Source organism: Klebsiella sp. 4_1_44FAA, from assembly GCF_000238715.1.
Classification (GTDB): domain Bacteria; phylum Pseudomonadota; class Gammaproteobacteria; order Enterobacterales; family Enterobacteriaceae; genus Klebsiella; species Klebsiella pneumoniae.
Genome location: NZ_JH414798.1, coordinates 825,660 through 842,082, shown reverse-complemented (window position 1 = coordinate 842,082; position 16,423 = coordinate 825,660). Strand labels below are relative to the sequence as shown.

General features: G+C 57.2%; 19 protein-coding genes. 13 read left to right on the top strand and 6 right to left on the bottom strand.

Translation table 11 applies throughout. From position 1 onward, the window contains the following. From pcaG to HMPREF1024_RS21585, 3 genes are all read left to right on the top strand, one after another. On the top strand, nt 1-434 hold a 434-nt coding region (gene pcaG, locus HMPREF1024_RS21575; protein WP_009307727.1), incomplete at its 5' end, for a protocatechuate 3,4-dioxygenase subunit alpha. Nucleotides 435-611: 177 nt separating this feature from the next. Next, nucleotides 612-1,535 (top strand): LysR substrate-binding domain-containing protein, encoded by a 924-nt coding sequence (locus HMPREF1024_RS21580; protein WP_009307726.1) that lies wholly within the window; start codon nt 612-614, stop codon nt 1,533-1,535. Nucleotides 1,536-1,835: 300 nt separating this feature from the next. Beyond that, nucleotides 1,836-4,208, top strand: coding sequence for a membrane-bound PQQ-dependent dehydrogenase, glucose/quinate/shikimate family (locus HMPREF1024_RS21585; protein ID WP_009307725.1), 2,373 nt, complete (start codon nt 1,836-1,838; stop codon nt 4,206-4,208). A 68-nt stretch (nt 4,209-4,276) separates the two neighbouring features. On the opposite strand, the gene HMPREF1024_RS21590 is transcribed toward HMPREF1024_RS21585, so the two are convergent. The 3 genes from HMPREF1024_RS21590 to cybB all read right to left on the bottom strand — a co-directional run bounded on the left by HMPREF1024_RS21590 (nt 4,277) and on the right by cybB (nt 6,327). Further along, nucleotides 4,277-5,395, bottom strand: coding sequence for an S-(hydroxymethyl)glutathione dehydrogenase/class III alcohol dehydrogenase (locus HMPREF1024_RS21590; RefSeq protein ID WP_009307724.1), 1,119 nt, complete (start codon nt 5,393-5,395; stop codon nt 4,277-4,279). A 24-nt stretch (nt 5,396-5,419) separates the two neighbouring features. Beyond that, a complete protein-coding gene (locus tag HMPREF1024_RS21595; protein WP_002907563.1) occupies nt 5,420-5,695 on the bottom strand; it encodes a metal/formaldehyde-sensitive transcriptional repressor in 276 nt (91 codons plus the stop codon). 104 nt (nt 5,696-5,799) lie between these two features. Continuing rightward, nucleotides 5,800-6,327: a cytochrome b561 gene (gene cybB, locus HMPREF1024_RS21600; protein WP_002907640.1), complete on the bottom strand. Its 528-nt coding sequence runs from the start codon at nt 6,325-6,327 to the stop codon at nt 5,800-5,802. A gap of 259 nt (nt 6,328-6,586) precedes the next feature. Here cybB and HMPREF1024_RS21605 point away from each other — a divergent pair, with 259 nt between their 5' ends. Continuing rightward, the gene (locus HMPREF1024_RS21605) at nt 6,587-6,949 is read left to right on the top strand and encodes a hypothetical protein (protein WP_009307723.1); all 363 of its coding nucleotides are present in this window, start codon (nt 6,587-6,589) and stop codon (nt 6,947-6,949) included. A gap of 9 nt (nt 6,950-6,958) precedes the next feature. Here HMPREF1024_RS21605 and HMPREF1024_RS21610 read toward each other — a convergent pair whose 3' ends face one another. After that, a complete protein-coding gene (locus HMPREF1024_RS21610) occupies nt 6,959-7,144 on the bottom strand; it encodes a hypothetical protein (protein ID WP_002907644.1) in 186 nt (61 codons plus the stop codon). 243 nt (nt 7,145-7,387) lie between these two features. Next, nucleotides 7,388-7,852, bottom strand: a complete 465-nt coding sequence (locus HMPREF1024_RS21615) for a helix-turn-helix domain-containing protein (RefSeq protein WP_004180158.1) — start codon at nt 7,850-7,852, stop codon at nt 7,388-7,390. Between the two features lie 193 nt (nt 7,853-8,045). Here HMPREF1024_RS21615 and HMPREF1024_RS21620 point away from each other — a divergent pair, with 193 nt between their 5' ends. Together HMPREF1024_RS21620 and add are read left to right on the top strand one after the other, a co-directional pair. Then, nucleotides 8,046-9,200 carry an MFS transporter gene (locus HMPREF1024_RS21620; RefSeq protein ID WP_020802145.1) on the top strand — a complete coding sequence of 385 codons (1,155 nt, stop codon included), beginning with the start codon at nt 8,046-8,048 and terminating at the stop codon, nt 9,198-9,200. A gap of 157 nt (nt 9,201-9,357) precedes the next feature. Continuing rightward, nucleotides 9,358-10,359 carry an adenosine deaminase gene (gene add, locus HMPREF1024_RS21625; protein ID WP_009307721.1) on the top strand — a complete coding sequence of 334 codons (1,002 nt, stop codon included), beginning with the start codon at nt 9,358-9,360 and terminating at the stop codon, nt 10,357-10,359. Nucleotides 10,360-10,394: 35 nt separating this feature from the next. On the opposite strand, the gene HMPREF1024_RS21630 is transcribed toward add, so the two are convergent. Beyond that, entirely contained in the window at nt 10,395-11,435 is a 1,041-nt protein-coding gene (locus HMPREF1024_RS21630; RefSeq protein ID WP_002907650.1) for an oxidoreductase, read from the bottom strand. A 190-nt stretch (nt 11,436-11,625) separates the two neighbouring features. Between HMPREF1024_RS21630 and blr the strand changes: the two genes are divergently transcribed. The 7 genes from blr to rsxC form a co-directional block, all read left to right on the top strand. After that, nucleotides 11,626-11,763 carry a division septum protein Blr gene (gene blr, locus HMPREF1024_RS28305; protein ID WP_004898594.1) on the top strand — a complete coding sequence of 46 codons (138 nt, stop codon included), beginning with the start codon at nt 11,626-11,628 and terminating at the stop codon, nt 11,761-11,763. 115 nt (nt 11,764-11,878) lie between these two features. Next, on the top strand, nt 11,879-13,249 hold the full coding sequence (locus tag HMPREF1024_RS21635) for a GH1 family beta-glucosidase (RefSeq protein WP_004180160.1): 1,371 nt from the start codon (nt 11,879-11,881) through the stop codon (nt 13,247-13,249). A 216-nt stretch (nt 13,250-13,465) separates the two neighbouring features. Further along, nucleotides 13,466-13,681 (top strand): transcription modulator YdgT, encoded by a 216-nt coding sequence (ydgT, locus tag HMPREF1024_RS21640; RefSeq protein ID WP_002907652.1) that lies wholly within the window; start codon nt 13,466-13,468, stop codon nt 13,679-13,681. 75 nt (nt 13,682-13,756) lie between these two features. After that, nucleotides 13,757-14,197 (top strand): DUF2569 domain-containing protein, encoded by a 441-nt coding sequence (locus tag HMPREF1024_RS21645; protein ID WP_002907654.1) that lies wholly within the window; start codon nt 13,757-13,759, stop codon nt 14,195-14,197. A 78-nt stretch (nt 14,198-14,275) separates the two neighbouring features. Next, a complete protein-coding gene (gene rsxA, locus HMPREF1024_RS21650) occupies nt 14,276-14,857 on the top strand; it encodes an electron transport complex subunit RsxA (RefSeq protein ID WP_002907658.1) in 582 nt (193 codons plus the stop codon). Then, nucleotides 14,857-15,435 carry an electron transport complex subunit RsxB gene (gene rsxB, locus HMPREF1024_RS21655; RefSeq protein WP_009307720.1) on the top strand — a complete coding sequence of 193 codons (579 nt, stop codon included), beginning with the start codon at nt 14,857-14,859 and terminating at the stop codon, nt 15,433-15,435. Before rsxA ends, rsxB begins: the two co-directional genes overlap by 1 nt. Then, a partial coding sequence (gene rsxC, locus HMPREF1024_RS21660; RefSeq protein ID WP_009307719.1) for an electron transport complex subunit RsxC occupies nt 15,428-16,423 on the top strand: 996 nt, incomplete at its 3' end. The genes rsxB and rsxC, both read left to right, overlap by 8 nt.

Here is a 16,423-nt window from a genome sequence, read left to right as displayed (position 1 = left end):
TCCGCGATGTGCTGCTGGAGATCTGGCAGGCCAACGCCGCGGGTCGCTATAACCATCCTGACGATCGTCAACAGCAGAAAGCCGTCGACCCGGCCTTCCGCGGCTGGGGGCGTACCTGCTCTGATTTCACCTCCGGCATTTGGCGCTTTGAAACCATCAAGCCGGGCCCGGTGGTCGGTCGCGATGGCCGCCTGATGGCGCCGCACGTCAACCTGTGGGTGGTGGCGCGGGGGATCAATATTGGCCTGAATACGCGGATGTACTTTGCCGATGAACACGAGGCCAACGCCAGCGACCCGGTGCTGAATCTCATCGAGTGGGAGGTGAGACGCAAAACCTTAATCGCCGAGCGCGAGGTTCGCGGTACGGAAGTGGTCTATCGTTTTGACATTCATCTGCAGGGCGAGAACGAAACCGTCTTTTTCGATATTTAGCCGTCGCGGTGACCACCACCTTCGCCCCGTTTCTGCGGGGCGAAGGCGTTTTCAACCACAGGGAAAGATCTTGTCATGTAACCAACTCAAATGTTAATAATATTTTGCTATCTGGTTATCAAATTTAAACAAGTCCGCTTGTCTCTTTCACCGCTGTGTTTTTAACATCATCTTACTATGGAAAAAAAAGGTCTCTTCAGTCAGCGCATTCGCTTGCGCCATCTACACACCTTCGTGGCCGTCGCTCAACAGGGAACGCTGGGGCGCGCGGCTGAAACATTAAATCTGAGCCAGCCAGCACTCTCGAAAACGCTTAACGAGCTAGAACAGCTGACCGGTACCCGGCTGTTCGAGCGGGGTCGTCTTGGGGCGCAGCTAACCCTGGTCGGCGAACAGTTTCTGACGCATGCCGTTAAGGTGCTTGACGCCCTTAATTCGGCCGGCCAGGCGCTGAACCGCAAAGAGGGCCTGAATAACGACATCGTGCGTATCGGCGCGCTACCCACCGCCGCGCTGGGGATCCTGCCGACGGTGATCGGCCAGTTTCACAAGCAGCAAAAAGATATCACGCTGCAGGTCGCCACTATGAACAACACCATGCTGCTCGCCGGCTTAAAATCCGGGGAGATCGACATCGGCATTGGACGTATGTCCGACCCGGAGCTGATGAGCGGGCTGCATTACGAACTGTTGTTCCTTGAATCCCTGAAGCTGGTGGTTCGCCCGGGACATCCCCTGCTTCAGGAGACGGTGACCCTTAGTCGGGTGATGGAGTGGCCGGTGGTGGTCTCACCTAAAGGCACCGTGCCGCGGCAAAACGCCGAAGCGCTGCTCCAGAGCCAGGGCTGTAAGATGCCCGCCGGCTGCATCGAGACCCTCTCCGCCTCCCTGTCGCGCCAGCTGACGGTGGATTTTGACTATGTCTGGTTTGTCCCTTCCGGGGCGGTAAAAGACGATCTTCGCCGTGGCGTGCTAACCGCCCTGCCGATCGCCACCCAGGGCGCCGGAGAGCCCATCGGCATTTTAACCCGCGTCGATGCGACACTGACCCCGGGTACGCAGACGCTGCTCAGCGCTATCCGTAAGTCCATGCCTGCCTGACCCCCCTTTCTCCCCGGCCCGCAGCGGCCGGGGAACCTGCAAACGCGCCGACGCCGCTCCCCATGACGTTAGACATATTCGGCAAAATAATCATTTAGTGCGAAATTATTTATTAACATTTGCGCAAACTTCTTTAACAGATCTATCATGTCTCGATTTCACCAAATGGTTCACTCGAAATCTAATCAAGCAACAAATACAGTTTTATGAAGGTTAAAACCACTTCATTCAAAAATGATTCAAAAGCAACATGTTTCATTTGGTTCGCAGTGAGGTGGCTGGTGTGGTTAAGGAGATTACATGGCAACTGGCAACGCGCCGCGCGGATTCCCCCGGATCCTGCAGTGGCTTCTCGCCGGACTGATGCTCATCATCGGTCTGGCTGTGGGTATTCTTGGGGCAAAACTGGCCCTCGTCGGCGGAACACTGTACTTCGCGCTGATGGGCGTGGTCATGGTCATCGCGGCGGTGTTGATTTTCCGCAACCGCCGCGGCGGTATTCTGTTATACGCCGTGGCGTTTATCGCCTCGGTGATCTGGGCGATTAGTGACGCTGGCTGGAGCTACTGGCCGCTCTTCTCGCGCCTGTTTGCGCTCGGCGTACTGGCCTTCCTGGCCGCCCTGGTCTGGCCTTTCCTCGCCAGCCCACCGGCGAAAAAAGGCCCGGCCTATGGCGTCGCCGCCGTTCTCGCCGTGGCGCTGGCGGTGAGCTTTGGCTGGATGTTCAAATCCGCACCGCTGGTCAGCGCGACTGAAGCGGTACCAGTCAAGCCCGTCGCGCCAGGCGAACAGCAGAAAAACTGGGCGCACTGGGGTAACACCACCCACGGCGACCGTTTCGCCGCCCTCGACCAAATCAACAAACAAAACGTCAACCAGCTGCAGGTTGCCTGGGTAGCGCATACTGGCGATATCCCACAGAGCAACGGCTCGGGCGCAGAAGATCAGAACACCCCGCTGCAGATTGGCGATACTCTCTATGTCTGTACCCCTTACAGTAAAGTGCTGGCGCTGGATGTGGACAGCGGAAAAGAGAAATGGCGCTATGACTCCAAATCCTCTTCACCCAACTGGCAGCGCTGCCGCGGCTTAGGCTATTACGAAGATAGCCAGGCGCAAACCGCGCCAGCGGCAGGCACGCAGCCGGCCGCCTGTTCCCGTCGTCTGTTCCTGCCGACCATCGACGCCCGCCTGATCGCCATTGATGCCGATACCGGCAAACTGTGCGAAAACTTCGGCGATCGCGGTATTGTCGACCTCAGCGTCGGCATGGGTGAAGTGAAAGCGGGTTACTATCAGCAGACCTCCACCCCGCTGGTGGCGGGCAATGTGGTGGTGGTGGGCGGCCGCGTCGCGGATAACTACTCCACTGGCGAACCGCCGGGCGTGGTCCGCGCGTTTGATGTCCACACCGGCAAACTGGCATGGGCGTGGGATCCGGGCAATCCAGCGCTGACCGGTGTTCCGCCGGAAGGCCAGACCTACACGCGCGGTACGCCAAACGTCTGGTCGGCGATGTCCTACGACGCGAAGCTGAATCTGATCTATCTGCCCACCGGCAACGCCACGCCAGATTTCTTTGGCGGCGAACGTACCGCGCTGGACGATAAATACAGCTCCTCTATCGTGGCTGTGGATGCCACCACCGGCCAGGTGCGCTGGCACTTCCAGACCACACACCACGATCTGTGGGACTTTGACCTGCCGTCTCAGCCGCTGCTGTACGATCTGCCTGACGGCAAGGGCGGCACCACCCCGGTGCTGGTGCAGACCAGCAAGCAGGGCATGATCTTTATGCTCAACCGCGAGACCGGCGAGCCGGTGGCCAAAGTGGAAGAGCGTCCGGTGCCGGCGGGCAACGTCAAAGGTGAACGCTACTCGCCGACGCAACCTTACTCGGTAGGGATGCCGATGATCGGCAACCAGACGTTGACCGAGTCCGATATGTGGGGAGCGACACCGATCGACCTGCTGCTGTGCCGTATTCAGTTCAAAGAGATGCGCCATCAGGGCGTCTTTACCCCGCCAGGTGAAGACCGTTCCCTGCAGTTCCCGGGCTCACTCGGCGGCATGAACTGGGGCAGTGTTTCGCTGGATCCAAACAACAGCCTGATGTTTGTCAACGATATGCGTCTGGGCCTGGCCAACTATATGGTGCCGCGCGCGAAGGTGGCGAAAGACGCCAGCGGGATCGAGATGGGCATCGTGCCGATGGAAGGCACGCCGTTTGGCGCGATGCGCGAACGTTTCCTGTCGCCGCTGGGCATTCCGTGCCAGAAGCCGCCGTTCGGCACCATGTCCGCGGTGGATCTGAAAACCGGGAAACTGGTGTGGCAGGTGCCGGTTGGCACCGTAGAAGACACCGGGCCGCTGGGCATACGTATGCACATGCTAATTCCAATCGGCATGCCGACCCTTGGCGCATCGCTGGCAACGCAGTCCGGACTGCTGTTCTTCGCCGGCACCCAGGATTTCTACCTGCGCGCCTTTGATACCGCGAACGGCAAAGAGATCTGGAAATCGCGTCTGCCGGTCGGCAGCCAGTCCGGCCCGATGACCTACGTCTCACCGAAAACCGGTAAGCAGTATATCATTATCAATGCCGGCGGCGCCCGCCAGTCACCGGATCGCGGCGATTACATCATCGCCTACGCGCTCCCAGACCATCACTGATCGACATACACAAAAGGGCCCATCCGGGCCCTTTTTTATGGGTGACGATTCGCCTTCAGCGTCGGGGATTACTGGTCGCCAAAGTGGATCACGGTGCGAATCGATTTACCTTCATGCATCAGATCAAAGGCCTCGTTAATCTGCTCCAGCGGCAGGCGATGGGTAATAAACGGATCGAGGCGAATTTTACCCGCCATGGCGTCTTCCACCATGCCCGGCAGCTGACTGCGCCCTTTTACGCCGCCGAAGGCGGAACCGCGCCATACGCGGCCGGTCACCAGCTGGAACGGACGGGTCTTGATCTCCTGCCCGGCGCCGGCTACACCGATGATCACGCTCTCACCCCAGCCTTTATGGCAGCACTCCAGCGCCGCGCGCATCACATTAACATTGCCGATGCACTCGAAGCTGAAATCCACCCCGCCGTCGGTCAGCTCAACAATCACATCCTGAATCGGCTTATCGTAGTCGTTCGGATTGATAAAATCGGTCGCGCCCATCTCTTTAGCGAGAGTGAACTTATCCGGGTTGGTATCAACCGCCAGAATACGCCCGGCCTGCGCCTGCACCGCGCCCTGGATCACCGCCAGACCAATGCCGCCCAGACCAAAGACCACGACGCTATCCCCGGCCTTGACCTTCGCCGTGTTATGCACCGCGCCGATACCGGTGGTTACGCCGCAGCCCAGCAGGCACACTTTATCCAAAGGCGCCTGCGGATTGACTTTCGCCAGCGAAATCTCGGCGCAAACCGTATATTCGCTGAAGGTGCTGGTGCCCATATAGTGATAGATCGGTTCGCCATTGTACGAGAAACGAGTGGTGCCGTCCGGCATCAGTCCTTTACCCTGGGTGGCACGCACCGCCTGACAGAGGTTGGTTTTACCCGACTTACAGAATTTGCACTCGCCACATTCGGCGGTATACAGCGGAATGACGTGATCGCCCGGCTTAAGGCTGGTGACGCCCTCGCCTACTTCCACGACAATCCCGCCGCCCTCATGGCCCAGCACCGCCGGGAAGACACCTTCCGGATCGTCACCGGAGAGGGTGAAGGCATCGGTATGACACACCCCGGTGTGGGTGATTTTCACCAGAACTTCGCCTTTTTTCGGCGGCGCGACGTCAATCTCAACGATTTTTAACGGCTGACCGGGGCCGAAGGCCACTGCTGCGCGTGATTTCATAACTGTCTCTTCCTCGTCGTGATGTTATTTTAAATAGGATCGTAGCAGATGACCGACCTCTGCCATTCTCGCGGCCCGCTGCTCAGGGGTGGTGTCGCCGCTGACCAGCTCGTCCTGCAGGTGGATCTCCACCATTTCGCCCATCAGGCCGTTCGCCGCCCCGCGAATCGAGGCGATCTGCTGCAGAATAGTCATACAGGGCTCGCCGGACTCCAGCGCGCGCTCAAGGGCTTCGACCTGGCCGCGGATGCGTCTTACGCGGCTGAGCGCCCGTTTTTTATCTTCAGGTGAATGTGGCACGATTACGCCTCCGTATCATATAGGGGGGTATACTATATTCTATTAGCGGTGAAGGCAAAAAAAACCCCGTCGCGGGACGGGGTCAGGAAGTGAAAGAGGATGATTTAGCGCTTACGAGGCATCATTCGCAGCAGAGTATTATCCTTCCACCAGTAATGATGGAGCAGCGCGGCGAGAGCATGCAGGCCAATCACAAAGTACCCGGCATTGGCCAACCATTCATGGATCGCCTTCAGGGTATCCACCCGCTCAAAATCGCTCTGCGGGGCATACGGCATGGTCAGACCAAAGGCATACCAGGGGTTACCGCGCCAGTACATCATCACCATGCCGATCAACGGCAAGGCAATGAACAGCAAATAGATCGCCAGGTGACCAAGATGGGCGAAACCGGTCATCATCGGCGATGGTTTCGGTACGATCGGCGGCGCCGGCGATTTCAGCCGCACCAGCAGACGCGCCACCATCAGCACGAAAATGGTGATCCCGCAGGAAACATGCACCATATTAATCAATGGCCGTTCACTGCGGGGAAAAAACCCGCGCAGCTCCATCGCCGCATAGGCTACTACTACCAGCAAAAAAACCAGCCAGTGAATCCCAATCTGCAGGCCGGAATATTTATCGCGCATGGCATATCCTTTATGGAAAGTATGATGCTGCCAACATAGCGGCGTTCCCTTAAATTTTCATTAACCTTTACGTAGAATTAACAATTGATTACCGCTTTCTGCCGAGCCGCTATGCCACGCTTAACGCACGCTCTTTCCTGGCCGAACGACAAACCGTCCACCGGTCATTACAAAATTACACAGTTTTGTTACTTACCGCGCTACTGCCGCCGCTATAGTACAGAATGTCTGGCAGACCACACGGCCCTGGGAGATAAGAATGAAGGAAATCGGCTTACCGTTATTGCTACTGACCGCGCTGGCCAGTCCGGCTTTTGCTGCAGACTGTCAGCCAAACGGCATTGGCGGCTCGTTTTGCATTAACGATGACGGTACGACTACCGACACGGTGCCTAACGAAGTCAACGGCATGGATACGTACTCGAATAATGGCGGCTATACCAGTTCCCTGCCCGATCGGTCAGGGGCGGATGAAACACTGGAAGGTTCATCGCTGTCGACGCAGCAAGGCGTTGGCAGCGGACAGAGCGACAGTGCGCTGGCGGGTCGCGACTGGCATTCGCCCGCCAATCTGAATGATGGCGCCGCCACCTCCAGTATGAGCCTGCTGGATAAACCCTGAGGCCAGCGGCTAAGCGAGACTCCAGCCTGCGGCGCCGATGGCGAGGGCGAAAAGCAGGCAGGCCAGCGCCGTCTTGCGTAACAGCATGGTATAGAATGAAATTGCGACGCCAATGAATACCACCAGCAGAATCGGCCACATGCTTAATAACAACAGCAGAAAACCCTCAATATTGTTATGGATTACGCTCTCCACATCCGCATCCTTGCCTCATCGTCGATAAAGTAAGCAGAATTTAATATGTAACATGAATACATTCAAATAAAATATAATTGTAAATGGTTATGCACCGCCTCCTGCGGTTGGCGGTGGGTCACTTTCACGCGTCCGGAGCTTTGGCATCAAAAGCAGTTCGCAAAAAAACACGTCAGGATTGTTCCATGACCCTTTAGCAGTACGCTCGTATTCTCGCTGGTATCCTGCAAATTCTTCACGCCATTATTCGGCGCGGGTATCTGACACAATGCGCCGGCGATGACAGTCGCCTGGTTGCAGTTTATCCCCCTGAGCGGAACGCACATCCAGATACTGAAGGGGCTGGCCGTGCGCGTTATCCAGCAGGACCGAATAGGTTTCCCCTTGCTCAAACATATAACGCTCTCCCCATTGCCGCAGCGCCACAACAATGGGAAACACGGAGCGCCCCTTTTCAGTCAGGACATATTCCTTGTATGCGCTGCCATCCGATGCCGGTAAAATCTCGAAAATACCGATATCAACCAGATGCTTCAGCCGCGAGGCAAGGATATTTTTGGCCAGCCCCAAATTTTTTTGAAACTCGCTGAATCTCCGCACATCGTCAAATGCTTCGCGGATAATCATCAGGCACCAGCGTTCACCAATTGATTCCAACGTTCTCGCCACCGGACATTCACTGGTTCTAAGTGATTCCTGCTTTGCCATCTGCGCGCTCCTTATCAATTTATCTACTGATCTAGCTTAATCCTCACCTTTACCAGTTGCAAAAAAAAACCAGCAAGGCTAATTCTATAGGTACACTAGTTTTAAAAAGCAACCAGACAGAGGGTCTCTTATGAAATGTAAGGCAAGTAGATGTACCGGCCAAAGGATCCAAACTGCGTCAGTCCCTGACACGATGCTGACCACAGGGATAACGGCGTTGTTTTCACTAACCTGCGCGCTGGCAGTAGCCAATGTTTATTCAGCACAGCCTTTACTCGACTCGATGGCGGTCAGCCTGAAGGTGTCGCCAGGCATGATTGGCAGCGTCATCACCGCTACGCAGGCGGGCTATGCCATTGGCCTGCTGTTCCTGGTTCCGCTCGGGGACTGGTTGAACCGTAAATACGTGGTGATGAGTCAACTGTTGCTTTCAGTAGCGGCGTTAGTCGCGGCAGGGTTATCCCCCAATATAGCAACGCTGCTTGGCGCCATGCTGATCGTCGGCCTGATGGCCGTGGTGGTGCAGGTGCTGGTGGCCTGGGTGGCAATACTGGCGACGCCGCAGAAACGAGGCCAGGCGGTGGGTACCCTGACCAGCGGCATTGTTTCAGGTATCCTGTTATCTCGGTTTATCTCAGGCGCGATAGCCGATATCGCCGGCTGGCGAGCCGTGTATCTCACGGCTGCCTGTCTGATGTTGATGATTGCCGGGATCGTCTGGAAAATCATGCCTTCGCCCCCGCAGCAGCCGCAGCCGCAAAAGCCCACTTACCTTTCCTTATTGAAGTCCGTGTTTCAGCTGTACCTCACCGAGCCGCAACTGAGAAAGCGCGGGATCCTGGCGCTATTTATCTTCGCCGCTTTCAGCATGCTATGGACGACCATGGTCATGCCGCTCACCGCCCTTTCCCTCTCGCACACCCAGACGGGGATGTTTGGCTTAGCCGGCTTCGCTGGCATGCTGGCCGCCGCCAGAGCGGGCAAGTGGGCTGACCAGGGATGGGCTCAGCGCACTACCGGCCTGGCGCTGGCGCTGCTGACCATCTCATGGCTTCCTATCGGCTATGCCGAAACCTCTCTGCTTTGGCTGATAGCTGGCGTCATTGCGCTGGACTTTGCGGTACAGGCCGTTCATGTCTCCAGCCAGAGCCTGATCATTGCCGCCAGGCCTGCAGCGGCAAGCCGCCTGGTTGGGGCTTACATGTGTTTTTATTCGCTGGGCAGCGCGACAGGGGCTATCGTTGCCACACAGCTTTATTCCCACTGGGGATGGCAGGCGGTCTGCCTTGCGGGCGCCGCGGTCAGCGCGTGTGCATTTCTGATCTGGTCAGGATCGCGTCAATCATGATATTCGTTCTGCGTTTTAAAGGGGCCAGTCAAAAAGACCGTAACACTGACCTGATTGCTGCCAGCTATTTGTATCGCATACATTTTTTCAATGCTTTTAAACAGTTATGTTCATGTTGTATAATGACGTGCACTTTAACTAAAAAAAGAGTGCGACCATGATTGATTCCTCATTGCCATTAACCGACATTCATCGTCATCTTGACGGTAACATCCGGGCCCAAACCATCCTCGATCTTGGCCGCGAATTTAATATCGCTCTTCCCGCAACCACCCTCGACACGCTGCGTCCTCATGTCCAGGTCACCAGCCTTGAGCCCGATCTGGTTAGTTTCCTCGCCAAGCTCGACTGGGGGGTAAAGGTCCTGGCCTCGCTGGAAGCCTGTCGCCGCGTGGCGTATGAGAACGTCGAAGACGCGGCACGAAATGGCCTGCACTACGTTGAGCTGCGCTTCTCTCCCCGCTATATGGCGATGACCCACCGGCTGCCGGTCAACGGCGTGGTAGAGGCGGTAATTGCCGGGGTTCAAGAGGGATGCCGCGATTTCCAGGTCGACGCCCGGCTGATCGGTATTCTGAGCCGCACCTTCGGCGAAGCCGCCTGTCAGGAAGAGCTGGCGGCGCTGCTCGCCCACCGCGAGGGCATCACTGCCCTCGACCTCGCCGGCGATGAGCTAGGCTTCCCGGGTACGTTGTTCCGCAACCATTTTAACCAGGCCCGCGACGCCGGGTGGCATATCACCGTCCACGCGGGCGAAGCGGCCGGCCCGGAAAGTATCTGGCAGGCCATTCGTGAGCTGGGCGCGGAGCGCATCGGCCATGGGGTTAAAGCGGTAGAGGATCCAGCCCTGATGGACTACCTGGCCGAGCACCGCATCGGGATTGAATCCTGCCTAACCTCGAACGTGCAAACCAGCACCGTGGCCTCCCTGGCCCAGCATCCGCTGAAGCAGTTCCTTGAGCACGGCGTGCTGGCGAGCCTCAACACCGACGATCCGGCGGTCCAGGGTGTGGACATCATTCACGAGTATACCGTGGCGGCGCCGGCGGCAGGGCTGAGCCGGGAGCAGATCCGTCAGGCGCAGATCAACGGCCTGACCCTGGCGTTCCTCGGCGAACAGGAAAAAGCCGCCCTCATTCAGCGGGTTGCCAAAGGCTGATAACCGGCCCGGCAGCCGTGCTGCCGGGCTCCTCCTCAGACCAGGCTGAGCGTGGCGCGATGTCTGGCCGACTCGATACCCAACTCAATCAGGGTCATTATCTGAATCGCCTCGCTGGCCGGGACCGGGTTTTCCCCTACGCCGTTAAGCGCGTCGCGGATAGCGGCATAGTAGGCGGGATAATTACCCGGTAGCGTCAGCCATTTCTCCTGACTACGTTCATCCCCTTCGGCGCGGGTCAGGGTACCGTCGCGCATATCATATCCCCAGTCCTCCTGCGGCAGCCGTTCACCGTTTTTTAGCCGCTCCTCCTGCGGGTCAAGGCCGTACTTAATATAGCTGGCCCGCGAGCCGTGGACGATAAAGCGCGCGCTCTCCGCGGCGGCGAGTAACGTACCATGCAGTACTACCCGCCGCTGCGGATAGGCCAGCACGGCGTGAAAATAGTCGGTGGATTGCGCGCCGGGCCGAAGCTGCGCGAGGTCCACCGTGATGCTTACCGGCAGGCCAAACAGCACCACGACCTGGTCGAGCAGATGCGGCGCGAGGTCATACCATATGCCGCTGCCAGGACCCGCCTGCTCACGCCAGCGCTGGCGCACCTGTGGTCGGAAGCGATCGAAATGCGACTCGAAGTAACACACCTCCCCCAGCTGACCTTCGTTGATCAACGCGCTGACCGTTAAGAAATCGCTGTCCCAGCGCCGGTTATGAAACACCGAAAGTATCCGACCGCAGTGCTTCGCCAGGCTTTCCAGCTCGCGAGCTTGTGACAGTGTCACGGTAAAGGGTTTATCCACCACAACATGCTTTCCCGCCTCCAGCGCCGCTTTCGCCAGCGGAAAGTGGGTGTCGTTCGGGGTGGCGATGACCACCAGATCGATATCCGGGTCGTCCAGCAGATCCCCCGGCGCACTCATTACCTTCACGCCAGGCCAATCGGCATGGACCTTATCGGCGTCGCTGCTGGCGACCGCCTTCAGCGCCATACCCGGCGTGCCGCCGATCAACGGCGCATGAAACGTTTTGCTGGCGTAACCGAACCCCACCAGCCCCACCCGGATCGCATCGCTCATCTTACCGCCTCGCTTATGCAACTGATATCAACACCAGGTTAATGAGAATAATTTTACAAACCGTGAGCAAAACTTATCATTCCTTACTTTGCGACTTACATGCAAGTGTGAGAAATCAGACAGATACCCCTTGTGATCTGCTGACCATCGAGTAACATTTCACGCTGTGTTCAAAGGATATTGAAGTGTTATGACAACTGTTTTTACCCGTATTGTAGAACTTATTGGCTGGGTTGTTTTTGGTATTTCGGCACTGCTTTTGGTTATCGCACACCATATAGATAACTATCAGTCCCCACCGCCAGCGGATGTGGTGCACACGAAGTAGCTCCGCGTTAAAACAGTGACCCGCCTCGCAACTGTGCAACCGGTTTCAGAAACCGGTTGCACGTATGCTCGCGCTTTTATTACACTCCCTTTATCATCAGACAGGGAGCTTTTTCATGGCCGCTTTTCCGCACAATTTCTTATGGGGTGCCGCTACCGCAGCGTATCAGGTTGAGGGAGGACACGACGCCGACGGTAAAGGACCGTCAATCTGGGATATCTACTCTCATCTGCCGGGTACCACCTTTGAAGGCACCACCGGCGATATTGCCGTCGACCACTATCACCGTTTTCGCGAAGACGTGGCGTTAATGGCCGAAATGGGCTTGCAAAGCTATCGATTCTCCATCTCCTGGCCCCGCCTGCTGCCCGCCGGGCGCGGTAAGGTGAATGAAGCGGGAGTCCAGTTTTACAGCGATCTGATCGACGAACTGCTGGCGCACAATATTGAGCCGATGATCACCCTCTATCACTGGGATCTGCCGCAGGCCCTGCAGGATGAGGGCGGCTGGGAAGCGCGCACTACCGCCGAGGCCTTCGCCGAGTACGCCCGCCTGTGCTATGCGCGCTTTGGTTCACGGGTGAAGCTGTGGGCTACCTTCAACGAAACCATTGTCTTCATTGGGCACGGCTACATTAACGGCCTCCATCCCCCGGCGGTCCGCGATCCGGCGCGTGCCATTCAGGCCTGCCACCACGTGTTTATCGCCCATGCGCTGGCGGTGAAGGCCTTTCGCGAGATGGCTGTGGCCGGCGAGATTGGCTTCGTCAACGTACTGCAACCGCATACCCCGCTCACCGACAGCGAGGCGGACATTAAGGCCACCGAACTGGCTGACGCCATCCATACTCACTGGCTGTACGATCCGGTGCTGAAAGGCACCTATCCTGCCGACCTGCTGGCGCAGACCCAGGCGCTGTGGGGGGTACCTCGCTTTGCTCCAGGCGACGACGCGCTGCTCCGTGACAACCGCTGCGACTTTATCGGTCTGAATTACTATCGCCGGGAAACGGTATCTGCCCAGCCGCCTGAGATCGCTACCGGCGGCGAGCCTGGCGTGGAGGGATTATTCTATTTCGTGCGTAATCCCCAGAGTACATATACCGAATGGGGCTGGGAAATCTGGCCGCAGGGGCTAACTGACGGCATTATGATGATTAAGGCGCGCTATGGCGATATTCCGATATATATCACCGAGAATGGCCTCGGCGCGAAGGACCCGATTATTGACGGGGAAGTGGTCGACGACCCGCGGATTGATTATCTCAGCAGCCATATTGGCGCCCTCGAAAAAGCGCTGGCGCTGGGGGCAGATGTGCGCGGCTATTACCCCTGGTCATTTATCGATCTGCTGAGCTGGCTCAACGGCTATCAAAAGCAATATGGTTTTGTCTATGTCGATCACCAGCAAAATCTGGCGCGGAAACGAAAGAAGAGTTTTTATTGGTACAAATCTGTTATTGCCAGTCACGGCGAACAGCGCTAATCTTCTCCTGCGGGCGCCATTCGGCGCCCGGTCTGATTTTAGAATATTCTTAAACTTCTCCCTGCTCTTCAAGGCTGGCTTTGCCCCTTGTCATGGGTTTATATAACCTGATTCATTCCACGCGGCCCCAGCAGAAGGCGCCGTTGGTTGAGAGTAGGTTTAGTGAATGCTGATAATATTCAACGCAATAATTCCGATTATAAAATGGATACGAAAATGACCGTGCTGGACTACTTATTAAAATTTCGCAAAATCAGTTCGCTGGAAAGCCTTGAAAAACTATTTGATCACCTTAACTACTCCCTGACTGACACCCAGGAGATCGTGAATATGTATCGCGCCGCCGATCATCGTCGCGCAGAGCTGGTCTCCGGTGGTAAATTGTTCGATGTGGGCCAGGTTCCTAAATCCGTTTGGCGATTCGTGCAGTAAGGCTGTCATCCTTCACGCCAGTTGCTTATACTTCCCGGCCTGATTTTATTCACTGGCGTTGAATAGGGGAGAAACATGACGTCTCAATCTGCAGAGCGCATCGGCGGATGGCTGCTGGCTCCGCTGGCCTGGTTGCTGGTGGCGCTGCTGAGCGCCTCGTTATCGCTGCTGTTTTTTGCCAATGCGCTGATGTCGCCGCAGACCTATACCCTACTGCGCGCCATGAGCGCGGGCCATATGGCGCTGTGGGTCGCCTCGCTGCTGTTTGCCCTCGCCATGTGGTATTACACGCTCTGGCTGACTATCGCCTTTTTCAAGCGGCGCTCGGTGGTGCCGAAACACTATATTATCTGGCTGCTCATCACCCTGCTGCTGGCGATAAAGGCTTTTGCCTTCTCGCCGGTCTCGGATGTGCTTGCCCTGCGTCAGCTGCTGTTTCCGCTGCTGGCCGCTGCGCTGCTGGCGCCCTATTTTCGCCGTTCGCAGCGGGTAAAACGGACTTTTGTTAATCCGTAATACCCCCACACTTAACCTGTTGTCGCTGGTATCGTTTTATTCGATAATAAGCGGCTTTTTTTCGTTTCAGGTCGCATGATGGCTGATTATTTACTGCTCTTTATTGGTACAGTCCTGGTCAATAACTTCGTTCTGGTGAAGTTTCTTGGTCTGTGCCCGTTTATGGGGGTTTCCAAAAAGCTGGAAACCGCAATGGGGATGGGGCTCGCTACCACCTTCGTGATGACCCTGGCCTCTATTTGCGCCTGGCTGATTGATACCTGGATCCTTATCCCGCTAAATTTGGTTTATTTGCGTACCCTGGCCTTTATTCTGGTTATCGCCGTGGTGGTTCAGTTTACTGAGATGGTGGTGCGTAAAACCAGCCCGGCGCTCTATCGCCTGCTGGGGATCTTTCTACCGCTGATCACCACCAACTGTGCCGTACTCGGGGTAGCGCTGCTGAATATTAATCTGGGCCACAATTTCCTGCAGTCGGCGCTGTACGGCTTTGCCGCCGCCGTCGGCTTCTCGCTGGTAATGGTGCTGTTCGCGGCGATCCGTGAACGGCTGGTGGTAGCCGATGTCCCCGCGCCGTTTCGCGGTAATGCCATCGCGCTGATTACCGCCGGTTTAATGTCTCTGGCCTTCATGGGCTTTAGTGGTTTGGTGAAGTTGTAATGAGCGCAGTCTGGATAGCCGTGATCGCCATCAGCCTGTTAGGGCTGATTTTCGGCTTAATACTGGGATACGCCTCGCGTCGTTTCGCGGTGCAGGACGACCCGGTGGTGGAAAAAATTGATGAGCTATTGCCGCAGAGCCAGTGTGGGCAGTGCGGGTACCCTGGGTGTCGCCCCTATGCGGAAGCAGTCGGCGTGCAGGGTGAGAAAATAAACCGCTGCGCGCCGGGTGGCGAAGGGGTGATGTTAAAAATCGCCGCCTTGCTGAACGTCGACCCGCAGCCTGTCGACGGCGATGCACAGGAAGCGGAGCCGGCCCGCATGCTCGCGGTAATTGACGAGCCGAACTGCATTGGCTGTACCAAGTGTATCCAGGCCTGTCCGGTGGATGCCATCGTTGGGGCGACCCGCGCCATGCATACCGTGATGAGCGACCTGTGCACCGGCTGCAATTTGTGCGTCGCCCCCTGCCCGACCCAGTGCATTTCACTCGTTCCGGTGGCCACCACCCCGGAGACCTGGAAATGGGATCTGCATACGATCCCGGTGCGAAATATTCCTGTGGAACAACATGTTTAAGCTATTTTCCGCTTTCCGAAAAGACAAGGTCTGGGATTTCAACGGCGGTATTCACCCGCCTGAAATGAAAACCCAGTCTAACGGCACCCCGCTGCGTCAGGTTTCCCTGCCGCAGCGCTTTGTTATCCCGTTGAAGCAGCACATTGGCGCCGAGGGCGAACTGTGCGTTAAAGTGGGCGACCGGGTGCTGCGCGGCCAGCCGCTGACCCGCGGCTGGGGAAGAATGCTGCCCGTTCACGCCCCGACTTCCGGCACCATTGCCGCCATCGCTCCGCACACTACCGCGCACCCGTCGGCGCTGGCGGAGATGAGCGTGATCATTGACGCCGACGGCGAAGACCGCTGGATCGAGCGCGATGGCTGGAGCGACTATCAGACCCGCACGCGTGAAGCGCTGATCGAGCGTATCCACCAGTTTGGCGTTGCTGGCCTCGGCGGCGCAGGCTTCCCCACCGGCAGTAAACTGCGCGGTGGCGGAGATAAAATTAAAACGCTGATCATTAACGCCGCCGAGTGCGAGCCCTATATCACGGCGGATGACCGCCTGATGCAGGACTGCGCGGCGCAGATTGTCGAGGGTATCCGCATCCTCGCTCATATACTGCAGCCTGAAGAAGTGCTGATCGGCATTGAAGACAATAAGCCGCAGGCCATCTCAATGCTGCGGGCGGTGCTCTGCGACGCCCATGGCATTTCGCTGCGCGTGATCCCCACCAAATATCCCTCCGGTGGCGCCAAGCAGCTCACCCAAATTCTTACCGGCAAACAGGTACCGCACGGCGGTCGTTCATCGGACATTGGCGTGCTGATGCAGAACGTCGGTACGGCTTATGCGGTGAAACGCGCGGTGATTGACGGTGAGCCGTTAACCGAGCGCGTGGTCACCCTCACCGGCGAAGCGGTAACCAGACCGGGCAATGTCTGGGCGCGTCTTGGCACGCCGGTGCGCCATCTATTGAACGATGCCGGCTTCTGCCCCAGCGCCGAG